This window comes from Thermoactinomyces sp. CICC 10522 (assembly GCF_016055075.1).
GTDB lineage: Bacteria > Bacillota > Bacilli > Thermoactinomycetales > Thermoactinomycetaceae > Thermoactinomyces_A > Thermoactinomyces_A daqus.
Genome location: NZ_JAECVY010000006.1, coordinates 37,542 through 49,079 on the forward strand (window position 1 = coordinate 37,542; position 11,538 = coordinate 49,079).

The window sequence follows — 11,538 nt, forward strand, 5'->3', positions numbered from 1 at the left end:
CGATCAGCGGAATGGGAAACGGGCCATTGCGTGATACATGGGCTGTTTTCCCAATTTCGTTTCATACAGGATCAATTCCCGGACGATCCAAGTCTGCGTCAGTCTCTCCGGCCATGCCGCCTGTAACAGTTCCGGGGCCGGAAAATCATGCATTTGGCATTTTCGCGCCAATGTCACATGCGGGCGGTATGGGCGCTCTTCGCGGGGAAAGCCAAGCGGAGCCAGTCTGTTTCCGATCTTTTGTTCAAGCGATGTCAAAGCCGGCAAATCCCCGCTGACCCCAGCCCACAAAATTCGCGGTGAGGCAGGGCGGCCAAACGTTCCCAGTCCCGCAAGCGTCAGGGAAAAGGGGGAAGCAACCGCTGCCAGTCCGCGCAGTTCCTCCGTTATTTCCCTGATTTGCCGCGGAGTGCAATTGCCCAAAAATTTCAGGGTGATATGATAGTCTTCCTGATTCACCCATTTGCCGAAAGCCCAAGTTTCGCTCTGTTTTTCACACCAGTCTGCCAGCATCCGTTTCAGTCCGGCAGGCAGGGAAACGGCAATGAACAATCGCGGTTCAGGCTGACGTTGCAAATCGCTCACTTCCTTTGTTTTCAAGATTTAAAAAGGGGACCCTCATCTGTTACAGGGTCCCCTTCCTTTATGCGCATAAATCATTCTCCCGCTTTATGTAACTTATTGACCCAGCGCTTTTTTGGCGGCAAGAACAGGTGCTTCGTAGTCAGGATGGTTGGTTGCTTCTTTTACGTATTCAACATAAACCACCTTGTCATTTTGGTCGACAACGAAAACAGCCCGGGTCAACAAGCGCAATTCTTTGATTGCCACCCCGTAGGCCGTGCCGAACGAAAGATCACGATGGTCGGAGAGCGTTTGCACATTTTCCACTCCGGCTGCACCGCACCAGCGTTTTTGTGCAAATGGAAGGTCAACGCTGACCGTAAGAACTTTCACTCCGTCCAATTTGGCGGCTTCTTCGTTAAAACGGCGGGTTTGCAGATCACAGACGCCTGTGTCCAGGGAAGGAACCACGCTGATGATGCGAACCTGCCCTTTGCTGTCCTCCAGGGTGACCGGAGAAAGATCATTCGCCAATACGGTGAAGTTCGGTGCTTGATCGCCCACTTTGAGCTCCGGGCCGATGAGGGTAACCGGGTTGCCTTTAAATGTCACGGCTCCATGACGTTCTACTGCCATCACAACCAGCCTCCTATTTCATGAATTCTTCTCTATCTTACCATGAGTTCCCTTTGAAGGGAAACAAGCCATTCCGATGAATTCTCCCCGGACGACGCCTGTCCGTTCACTTTTTTCCCGAAGCGGACACCGTTTCTCACTGGAGTGCTCATACATACACGATCAACCGCAAATGCTTGGTCAGCAATGTCTCAAGGATTAAATTCCATATGATTCCGAAGAGATTCACCTTCATTGACAAGAGCGATCTTTCGCATCGCTTCCCTTATTCACAAGATTGAAATAACCGCTTTCCTTCTTTATTATGAAAAGAGGATTTGGATCATTTCATAAAATATTTATTTTAAATTATATTACTCGATCCAAACATCCTCCCCTTACTTCATCAAATTTTAAATGGAGGCCATTCATGAATACGCTCGGTGAACTTTTGCGCAGTCGAACTTATTTGACTCCTAATCTTGAAGCAGTCGTCTCTGCCGGAAAACGAATCACTTATAAAGAATATGCTTCCCTCGTCAACCGCCTGGCGAATTTCCTGTTGCAGCGCAATGTGAGAAAAGGAGACAGAATCGCTTTTCTCTTGTCCAATGATTATCCTTTTCCCCTCATTTTCCTGGCTGCGGCAAAAATCGGTGCGATTGCCGTCCCGATCAACTGGCGGTTAAAGCCGGCCGAGATCGGATGGATTTTGCAGGACTCCGGGGCAAAATTGCTGTTTTTTGATCATGCGTTTCAGCAGGCAATCGCAGAGATCGGCAACCTGCCGGAACTGGAAGAAGCGATCCGCATATACCGGGATGAAAACCATGACTCCTTTGCCGACTTGCTTTCTTACTATCCCGACACGGAGCCAAACCTCCCGGTTGAGGAATATGACCCGGCCATAATCATCTATACCTCCGGGACGACCGGAAAACCAAAAGGCGTCGTCTGCTCGCACAAAAATATTTATGCCGCCGGACTTGCCAATATCAATACGCTGGATTTGCGATTGGCCGACCGTTTTCTGTTTGTCACGCCTCTGTTTCATATCAGCGGAATGATGTTTATTATCAATGCGATCATTCGCGGCATGACATTAATTCTGGCTCCCCAATTTAATCCGGTTCAGCTCTGGGATCTGGTCGAAGCCGAAAAAATCACCGGCATGATGTCCGTCCCGTCCATGCTGACTTATATGCTGGAAACAGCCAAAAGCTGCAACCGCGACACCACCTCGCTCAGGAGCATCGTCTGCGGCGGATCACTGGTGCCGCCCCATCTGATCAAGGGTATGTACGAATTGGGCTATTCCATCAATCAGGTTTACGGGGCAACGGAATTTACGGGTGCGATTACATACTGGATGCCCAACATGGGATTGGATAAATGCCATTCAGTGGGAAAAGGACTTTATTTAACGGAAATCAAGATTCTCGATCCTGTTACTGGCGAAGAACTGCCGCCGGGAGAGTACGGTGAAGTGGTTGTCCGCGGGGAACAGGTATTTCTCGGCTATTGGAAGAACAACGAGGAATCGCAAAAAGTGATTCATGGCGGCTGGTATTACACAAAAGATGTCGGCAAATTGGACGAAGACGGATTTTTGTATATCATCGATCGCCTGCGTGATATGATCATCTGCAGCGGTGAAAAAGTTTTTCCGGCCGAAGTGGAAAGCATCCTCATGCAGTTGGAGGAAATCAGCGATGTGGCCGTTGTCGGTGTGAAGCATCCGGTCTGGGGAGAATTGCCGCGCGCCTATGTTGTGTTAAAGGAAGGGGCCTTAATCACGGCGGACAAGATCCTCGCCCATGCGCGCAAACACCTGGCCGATTACAAGTTATATGACGTGGAGTTTATTGACGAGCTGCCGAAAAACAGCATGGGCAAAACATTGAAATACCTCTTGCGAAAATATGCCAATCAGGAATAAACAAACAGCCTGTGAGAAGCTGACTCACAGGCTGTCTTCTACCCCTCTCCGCCGCAGACAAACCCCGGACAGGAAGGATAAAATCGTGTGCATCGCCGTTTTTACCGAAACTCCGGCCACATCGCGAAACGGATCGAGGCAGACAAGATCAAGTGCTTTTACCTGTTCTTCCTTTCCCAACCGATGCACCGCTTCGAACATCTCCCATGAGAACATTCCGCCCGGGGAAGGGCCCGGAGATCCCGGCAGAAAGGAAAGATCCAGCACGTCGATATCCACGGTCACATAGATCAGATCAACCTTTTCCTTCAACCGGGAAACCGCCTCTTCCATAATTGCTGAAAGACCCCGGCTGCGCACTTCGCGCATGGTAAAAAAGACAATCCCCTGCTCATCGACATATCGCCGGTAAACCGCTGCGTTGGCAAAACCGTGAATGCCGATCTGCACAATGTTTTCCCCCTGAATCGTACTTGACTCGATCAATCCGCGAATCGGCGTGCCATTACTCGGCCCCCCGCTCTCCAGGCTCCGCACATCAAAATGGGTGTCAAACTGCAACAGCCCGATCTTTTTTCCCGAATGAAACTGCGCAAAAGCTTTCACGGACGGGCAGGTAATCGAGTGATCCCCGCCCATGATCACCGGCAGAAAATCAGGAAAACGGGCAGTCGCCTCATAGACGTCTTTCATCCCTTGTTCAATGTGGCGGTGGCACAGCGAAATATCCGTCACATGCATGCGAATGTCGCCAAGATCCCGCACCTTAAGCGGAAACAGGTCTACATCGTGATCCACATCGTAGGTGGAAAAACTGCGCCAGCTCTGTCTGACGGCCATCGGCGCTTCACTGGCGGCAGAAGCGCTGATCGAGGAACGCGAAAGCGGAACCCCGATAAACCCTACATCCATTTCCTCTTTGCCATCCCACGGCAAAATCCAACCGCTCACCTTGGGATCAAAGGGATCGCTTCCACCCGTTTGATGGATGAACGGCGGCGGATTCAGATGGGCAGATCGCATCGTCTCCCTCCCTGCACAACCAATTCCCCTTTTTTAAAGACCGAATCAGTCAAATTCACTCCGTAGTGATAAGAAAGATGGGCGTAGTTCGGAGCATCCAGGATCAAAATATCCGCTTGTTTGCCCGGCTCAAGACTGCCGATCTCTCCCGCTTTGCCGATGGCGTGGGCGCTGTTGATCGTCGCAGCGGCAATCACTTCGGCCGGCGTCATCTTCATGTTTAAACAAGCCAGATTCATGATGACCGGCAGCGAAACCGTCGGTGATGAACCGGGATTAAAATCGGTGGAAAGCGCAACCGGCACACCCGCTTCCAGCATGTCGCGAGCCCGGGCACAGGGAGCCATCAGGAAAAAAGCGGTGCCCGGCAGCAGAACGGCGACGACCCCCGCTTCCGCCATGGCGCGAATCCCGCGATCGGAAACCTTCAGCAGATGGTCTGCGGAAATCGCTCCGATCCGCGCGGCCAATTCAGCGCCACCCATCGGTTCCAGCTCATCGGCATGCAATTTCGGCACCAATCCCCACCTTTTGGCCTCCGTTAAAATGCGTTCCGTTTGCTCAAGCGAAAAAACACCCTTCTCACAAAAAACATCACAAAACTCCGCCAAACCTTCCCCGGCAACACGGGGGATCATTTCCCCGATCACCAGGCGCACATATTCTTCGGGATCATGCTTATATTCCTCTGGAATCGCGTGGGCTCCCATAAAAGTGGGAACAACATCGACCGGATGTTCCTCATGAACCCGCCTGGCCACGCGCAATTGTTTCAACTCATCCTGCAGCGTCAGCCCGTAGCCGCTTTTTGCTTCAACCGTGGTGACACCGTGGAGCAAAAAGCGATCCAACCGCTTCAGCGTCTGTTCCGTCAGTTCCTCTTCCGTCGCGCTTCTCGTCATGGCCGTGGTGGCCAGAATGCCGCCTCCTGCTTGCAAAATTTCCAAATAGGTGCGGCCGTTTAACCTCATCTCCAGCTCATATTCCCTCGTTCCGGCAAAGACCAGATGCGTGTGGGGGTCGATCAATCCCGGCATCACCACTTTGCCGGCGGCATTCAGCACCCGGACCCCGTCAAGCCCGCCCCAGCGCAATCGGACCTCCCGCTCCACCTCTTCCCTGCTGCCAACCGCGAGAATCCGCTCATTTTCAATGGCCAGACTGCCCTGCTCTATGATGCCCAATTCGGACATCTGCTTGCCGCGCTTCGGCCGGTCGCTGGCCCCCTTCAAGGTGAGGAGCTGGCTCGCGCCGTGAATCAGCCATCGGTTCATCGTTCCTCACTCCATCATCGGAATCTGAATCCCGTGTTTTTTCGCTGTCCGGATCGCCCGTTCATAACCGGCGTCCACATGGCGGACAATGCCCATGCCCGGATCGGTGGTCAGCACCCGTTCCAGCCGTTTGCCCGCTTCCGGTGTTCCGTCGGCCACGATCACCATGCCTGCATGGATTGAATAACCCATTCCGACGCCCCCGCCATGATGCAGGGAAACCCAACTGGCTCCGCCGACGGCATTGATCATGGCGTTGAGCAGTGGCCAATCGGCAACGGCATCGCTGCCATCTTTCATCCCTTCCGTCTCCCGGTTGGGCGAAGCGACCGATCCGCAATCGAGGTGATCACGCCCGATCACGATCGGTGCTTTAATCTCCCCGGAAGCGACCATGTCATTAATAATGCGCCCGAATTTTGCCCGTTCCCCGTAGCCGAGCCAGCAAATGCGGGACGGCAGCCCCTGAAACTGCACTTTTTCCTGCGCCAGTTTGATCCAGCGCACCAGATGCTGATTGTCGGCAAATTCGCGCAGGATCACTTCATCCGTTTTATAAATGTCCTCGGGATCCCCCGACAGGGCAACCCAGCGGAAGGGCCCTTTGCCTTCACAGAACAGCGGACGGATGAAAGCCGGCACAAATCCGGGGAAGTTAAACGCTTCCTTCACCCCTTCCTCATAAGCCATTTGCCGGATATTATTACCGTAGTCGAAAGCGACAGCGCCGCGTTTTTGCATGTCCAGCATCGCCATTACATGCCTGGCCATGCTCGCCTTGGCCGCCTTCACATACGCATCGGGATCGATCTCTCGCAAGCGGTCCCCTTCTTCCAGAGTCATTCCTTCCGGGAGGTAGCCGTTTAACGGGTCATGCGCCGAAGTTTGATCCGTGACCAGATCAGGAATAAATCCGCGCCGGACCATCTCGGGAAGGATTTCAGCCGCATTGGCACACAATCCGATGGAGAGCGGACGCCCCTCGCGTTTTGCCGCTTGGGCCAATTGCAACGCTTCATCCAGCGAATCCGTTTTCATATCCAGATACCTGGTAGCCAAACGGCGCTCGATCCGTGCGGGGTCACATTCAACAGCGATGATCACTCCGCCGTTCATGGTCACCGCCAGCGGCTGAGCCCCGCCCATTCCGCCGAGTCCTGCCGTCACGGTGACGGTTCCCCGCAACGAACCGCCAAAGTGTTGCCGGGCCGCTTCGGCAAATGTTTCATACGTTCCCTGTAAAATTCCTTGTGTTCCGATATAGATCCAGCTTCCCGCCGTCATCTGCCCGAACATGATCAACCCTTTTTGCTCCAGTTCGCGGAACGTCTCCCAGTTTGCCCAGGCCGGAACGAGATTGGAATTGGCCAACAGCACCCGCGGCGCATCCCGGTGCGTTCGGAACACCGCAACCGGTTTGCCGGATTGGACCAACAGCGTTTCATCATCTTCCAGTCTGGTCAGCGTATCCACAATCGCCGCAAATGCCTCCCAGTTGCGCGCCGCTTTGCCGATGCCGCCATAAACGACCAGATCCTGCGGCTTTTCGGCCACATCCGGATCAAGGTTGTTCATGAGCATTCGCAGTGCCGCTTCCTGAATCCATCCTTTGGCCGTCAGCTTCGTTCCCCGGGGTGCACGAATCACTTCCCGGCTCCAGTCACGCATAGCCCGTCCCCCTTCTGACATCGGTTTAGAACTTTCGGAACGATAAAGGCAAATGATATTTCACGACCGGCTAAATACCAAGGCGACAGATAAAAATAAAATTTTATAATTTAACAACTTCTCGTTTTTACATTAACATTGAATAAAAACAAGGAGCAAGCGACTGTATTAGTGATTTAGCGCAATGACGCAGACTCGAATGCAGGCCGGGTCATGCCTTTCTTTTCAGACCCCTTGTTTTTTGATATATTTCTTTGTGAACTCTGCTCGGAACCGTTGGAATTTCACTGGACGGAGATGAAATCATGAACATCAATCTCAGCCCCCGCGCCGCGGCCAAACTGCATCTGCTTCTTTATGAAGAAAAAAAATCCGGCGGCCATTCCCTGGCTGTTCGCATTATTCCGCTCACCACCGGTTGCAACAGCCTTTCGTTCGCCTTGGAAATAACCGAGGCTGACGCGCGCATGGAAACCGTTTCTGTCAACGGCGTCCCCTTTGTCTGGCGCGGCGATGAGCGGGAATGGCTGGACGGGGTCATCATCGACCTCAATCCGGAAAACGGGAAATTTTCCATCTTTCATCCACACCCGCCATCCATGCCGGAATGCCCTTTTGAATGAAGGTAAACAGAAGATCAATTTCTCCGCAAAAGGAAAGAGAAACCATGCAGTTTAAAAAGTGGATCTTATTCGCGACCGCCTTGATGGCGCTCCTGATCCTCCTCCCCGTAGCCGTATTCTGGAATTGCGTCTCGCGCTATGATGATGTCCAACCCGGAACGGGCCATTATCAGCTCGGTATTGTACTGGGTGCCGCACTGTGGGATGGCAAGCCAAGCCCCGCTTTAAAGGAGCGCTGCCAAACGGCCATCATGCTGTACCAACAAGGAAAAGTGGATTATCTTCTCTTATCCGGAGGACCGGAAGAGGAAGGAATAACGGAAGCGGAAAGCATGAAACAATTCCTGGTTGCCCACGGGGTTCCGGGCAGCCGGATCATTCTTGAAAAGCGATCGACCAACACCAAGGAAAACATGCAATACTCCGCCGCCATTCTGAAGCAGAAACCCTTTGCATCCATCACGGTCATCACACACGATTACCATATGTACCGCGCTTTGCAGTATGCCAAATGGTTCGGGATCAAGGCCGATCCTTCTCCCGTTCACTCGAAGGTTCTGTTCGTTCCCTATCACAAAGCGCGTGAATGCTTGGCGCTGGTCAAGCAACAATTGTTAAAAAAATAGCCGGATAATGCTGCCGGGGCGCAGGAAGTCACATTCCTCAAACACCCGGCCTTTCGGAGCATTGCTGCGATCATACTGGGTTTTTCGGCCTTTTTTCGTTACAATAATAAGGAATGTCATACAAAGAGAGGATGGAAACGGTGAATTTGGAAAAGGCAACCGAGGCCAATCTGGAATATCTCATCAATGAGATCAAAGCGAAGCTCAAGTTGGTCAATGCCGCTCTGATCAACCCAAACGATTTCAATCTCGGTCAATATGAGGAAATCCGTGAGATCTATGAGTTGATTGAAAAAAAGCAGGGAAAGCTGACCATGATGGAGATCGAAGGCATCCTGGAAGAACTGCGCGATCTGCGGCAAAAATAAGAGAAGGCAGCGGGCATAAAGCAGCGTCCCACTTCTTGCCCGCTGTCTTCTTGACAATCCATGACTTGTCTGCACAGCCACTTTCACCGCAAAAGTATGTACCCCGCTCCGCTAGGCAAAGTGTGCCGCCAGTTCTTTGGGGAGCGGAACGGATTTGCGCGCTTTCAGGTCGATGGTACAACATGTCACTTCCGCATCAGCCACCAGCTGGTTCTGCTCGTTATAGATTTCGTGCTTCAATACAAAACTGGTGCGCCCCTTGCGAATCGGCTCCGTGGAGATCGTCAGTTTCTGCCCCAGTTTCGCTTCTTTCCGATAGTTGATATTGATATTGACGGTAACGGTCCCCACTCCCATTTCCGTAAACACGTCAAAAGGCAATCCCGTACAGTTATACCAATCCTCACGGCTCCATTCCATGTATTCCAGATATTTTGCATTATTGACGTGCCCCATCACATCGATTTCCGTTGGCCGCACTTCAATCTGAATTGAGGTTTTCATCTTCTCCCTCCCCAGTTCACACATCGCTTAAATAAATATTTTTCCACCGGTCGGCAAAACACTCTTCTTTCAGCGTATCGATCATGTCTATCATTTCATTCCAGTATTGTTCATCTTTATAACAATGAAACTTCCTGGCAATGTACGCCTGATTCCATACAAAGGCACGGAAGGTCAGCGGATTTAACGGCAGCCCTTCCACCCCGTACTCTTCAATAAAACACTTAAAAAGCACCGGCTTGATCTGTTCAAACAATTCAGCCATAATTTCTGTTTTCTCTGTTGCAGATGTTGAATTCAAATAAATTTTAAACCGGGCTTTCGCCCAGGCGTGCAACACCCGCCGCGTTAAAAAATTGTTTTTATATTTCATCCACGCTTCTTCATCTTCGATCGTAACCGTCGGTTGATCTCCCAGAATTTCGCCCACAATCCGAAAAACGGCATGAAGCTGCCCGTTTGTCATATCACCCGGTTTTTCATGCTTAAGACTGACATTCATCTTTTTCAACGCCGGAATGATATCGCCCATTTTCATCAACCCATGCCTCCTTAAACACGCTGTCATCCCTGTGACAAACGCATTCTCCCCCATTCTCCTCATCACGATGATCGGTTGCAGCCACTTATAAAAGAGGGATTTAATCATTTCCATGTAACCCCTTAAAATTCCTTCAATTTAACGAAATTTAAAATAATAATTTTTGTTAAAATTTGCATGCTCCTGATAAAAGCTCTTTCGTCTTCTTGCAATAAAAAAGCACTGCGGTCATCATGCAAACTACACGACTATTATATTATGAATCGGAGGCAAATCAGACAGCAGAAAGATTATTTTTAAATTTCTGTCATATTTCCACAAAACAACCCCCCTTAATGCTCAAAAAGCGTTTTAAGGGGGGTTGCAAGAAATTATTTATTTACCATATGAATCGCATGTCCAAGAATGCCTTCCGCTGCTTCCATAATCGTTTCCGGCAAGGTCGGATGCGCGTGGATGGTGAGGGCCAGATCTTCGGCATTTGCTCCCATTTCCACGGCAAATACTGCTTCGCCGAGCAACGAGGAAACTTCCGGACCAACCATTTGTACACCCAGTACTTGTTTGGTTTCGGAATCAGCAACGATTTGTACAAAACCTTCGGCATGATTCATGGACAACGCGCGTCCGTTGGCTTGGAAGGCAAACCGGCTGACAACCGGGTTATAACCTTGTTCTTTCGCTTGCGCTTCGGTCAAGCCGGTATAGGCGATTTCAGGATCACTGAAGATAACAAACGGCATGGCCTGATAATCGATGACGCTGTTGAGCCCGGCAATCGCTTCGGCGGCAATTTTGCCTTCGTAGCTCGCTTTGTGGGCCAGCAGCGCACCGCCTGCGCAGTCACCGATGGCATAGATGTGTTCCACATTGGTGCGGCATTGGTTATCGATTTTGATAAATCCGCGCTCATCCAGTTCGACACCCGCATATTCCAGACCGAGCTCATCGGTGTTGGGTTTGCGGCCAACGGCAACAAGGCAATAGTCAGCGGTAAACGTTTGTTCTTCCCCGTTCACCTGCGCACGAACGACAACTTCATCGCCCGTGTTTTCGCCGCCTTGCACCATCGCTTCGGTAATGACGTTCACACCGGTTTTTTTCAATTTGCGGCTGACAACTTTGGTCAGCATCGGGTCGGTTCCCGGAAGGAGAGATTTGGTTCCTTCGAGAATGGTTACTTCCGCACCCAGTTTGGCATAAGCCGTCCCCAGTTCCAATCCGATATAACCGCCGCCGACCACGATCAGACGCTTCGGCACTTCTTGCAGATTGAGTGCTTCCGTCGAGGAGAGAATCCGTTTGCCGTCAAACGGCAGGATTTTCAGCTCAGCCGGACGGGAACCGGTCGCGATGATCACATCGTTGAATTTATAGGTTTGGCTGGAATCGTCGGTTACGACACGAACGGAATTGGGACCGCTGAAAAATGCTTCACCGCTTAAAATCTCCACTTTGTTTCCTTTGAGGAGCGATTTTACGCCGCCGGTCAGCTTTTTCACCACTCCGTTTTTCCATTCCATCAGTTTGGGCATATTGACGGTCACATCGCCGGAAACTTCGATCCCCATTTCGCCCGCTTCCTTGATCCCGGTATACCGTTCAGAAGCCGAGATGATCGCTTTGGAGGGAATACATCCGCGATTGAGACAAACGCCCCCGAGATTTCCTTTATCCACGATTGCAACGGAACGTCCCAATTGGGCGGCGCGAATGGCGGCCACATATCCGCCGGGGCCCGCGCCGATGACGAGAACATCTACTTCTTGAGCAAGATCTCCCACTACCATGTT

Annotated in this window: 12 protein-coding genes; 4 read left to right on the forward strand and 8 right to left on the reverse strand. The window is 51.4% G+C overall.

Going from position 1 to position 11,538, the window contains the following annotated elements; genetic code table 11:
• Nucleotides 1-3 precede the first annotated feature (3 nt).
• Together thpR and tpx are read right to left on the reverse strand one after the other, a co-directional pair.
• Complete coding sequence (thpR, locus tag I8U18_RS10170) at nucleotides 4-576, reverse strand: RNA 2',3'-cyclic phosphodiesterase (RefSeq protein ID WP_152568491.1); 573 nt, start codon at nucleotides 574-576, stop codon at nucleotides 4-6.
• 102 nt (nucleotides 577-678) lie between these two features.
• Nucleotides 679-1,200 carry a thiol peroxidase gene (gene tpx / locus I8U18_RS10175; RefSeq protein WP_033100126.1) on the reverse strand — a complete coding sequence of 174 codons (522 nt, stop codon included), beginning with the start codon at nucleotides 1,198-1,200 and terminating at the stop codon, nucleotides 679-681.
• 409 nt (nucleotides 1,201-1,609) lie between these two features.
• Between tpx and I8U18_RS10180 the strand changes: the two genes are divergently transcribed.
• A complete protein-coding gene (locus I8U18_RS10180) occupies nucleotides 1,610-3,118 on the forward strand; it encodes a class I adenylate-forming enzyme family protein (protein ID WP_198055883.1) in 1,509 nt (502 codons plus the stop codon).
• Nucleotides 3,119-3,142: 24 nt separating this feature from the next.
• Here I8U18_RS10180 and I8U18_RS10185 read toward each other — a convergent pair whose 3' ends face one another.
• The 3 genes from I8U18_RS10185 to hutU are packed head-to-tail and all read right to left on the reverse strand — an operon-like array spanning nucleotide 3,143 to nucleotide 7,083.
• Nucleotides 3,143-4,141 (reverse strand): agmatinase family protein, encoded by a 999-nt coding sequence (locus tag I8U18_RS10185; protein ID WP_198055882.1) that lies wholly within the window; start codon nucleotides 4,139-4,141, stop codon nucleotides 3,143-3,145.
• Nucleotides 4,123-5,415 (reverse strand): imidazolonepropionase, encoded by a 1,293-nt coding sequence (gene hutI / locus I8U18_RS10190; RefSeq protein WP_198055881.1) that lies wholly within the window; start codon nucleotides 5,413-5,415, stop codon nucleotides 4,123-4,125. The genes I8U18_RS10185 and hutI overlap by 19 nt, the downstream gene beginning before the upstream one ends.
• Before the next feature lie 6 nt (nucleotides 5,416-5,421).
• Nucleotides 5,422-7,083 (reverse strand): urocanate hydratase, encoded by a 1,662-nt coding sequence (gene hutU, locus I8U18_RS10195; protein ID WP_198055880.1) that lies wholly within the window; start codon nucleotides 7,081-7,083, stop codon nucleotides 5,422-5,424.
• 305 nt (nucleotides 7,084-7,388) lie between these two features.
• Between hutU and I8U18_RS10200 the strand changes: the two genes are divergently transcribed.
• The 3 genes from I8U18_RS10200 (at nucleotide 7,389) to I8U18_RS10210 (ending at nucleotide 8,700) form a co-directional block, all read left to right on the forward strand.
• Nucleotides 7,389-7,706 carry an iron-sulfur cluster biosynthesis family protein gene (locus I8U18_RS10200; RefSeq protein ID WP_052154035.1) on the forward strand — a complete coding sequence of 106 codons (318 nt, stop codon included), beginning with the start codon at nucleotides 7,389-7,391 and terminating at the stop codon, nucleotides 7,704-7,706.
• A 44-nt stretch (nucleotides 7,707-7,750) separates the two neighbouring features.
• Entirely contained in the window at nucleotides 7,751-8,332 is a 582-nt protein-coding gene (locus I8U18_RS10205) for a YdcF family protein (RefSeq protein WP_198055879.1), read from the forward strand.
• Nucleotides 8,333-8,472: 140 nt separating this feature from the next.
• Entirely contained in the window at nucleotides 8,473-8,700 is a 228-nt protein-coding gene (locus tag I8U18_RS10210) for a DUF1128 domain-containing protein (protein WP_160173818.1), read from the forward strand.
• Nucleotides 8,701-8,811: 111 nt separating this feature from the next.
• Here I8U18_RS10210 and I8U18_RS10215 read toward each other — a convergent pair whose 3' ends face one another.
• The 3 genes from I8U18_RS10215 to lpdA form a co-directional block, all read right to left on the reverse strand.
• Nucleotides 8,812-9,204 (reverse strand): acyl-CoA thioesterase, encoded by a 393-nt coding sequence (locus I8U18_RS10215; RefSeq protein WP_033100120.1) that lies wholly within the window; start codon nucleotides 9,202-9,204, stop codon nucleotides 8,812-8,814.
• 16 nt (nucleotides 9,205-9,220) lie between these two features.
• On the reverse strand, nucleotides 9,221-9,853 hold the full coding sequence (locus I8U18_RS10220; protein ID WP_198055878.1) for a hypothetical protein: 633 nt from the start codon (nucleotides 9,851-9,853) through the stop codon (nucleotides 9,221-9,223).
• A gap of 263 nt (nucleotides 9,854-10,116) precedes the next feature.
• The gene (gene lpdA, locus I8U18_RS10225; RefSeq protein WP_198059106.1) at nucleotides 10,117-11,535 is read right to left on the reverse strand and encodes a dihydrolipoyl dehydrogenase; all 1,419 of its coding nucleotides are present in this window, start codon (nucleotides 11,533-11,535) and stop codon (nucleotides 10,117-10,119) included.
• Between the last annotated feature and the right edge of the window lie 3 nt (nucleotides 11,536-11,538).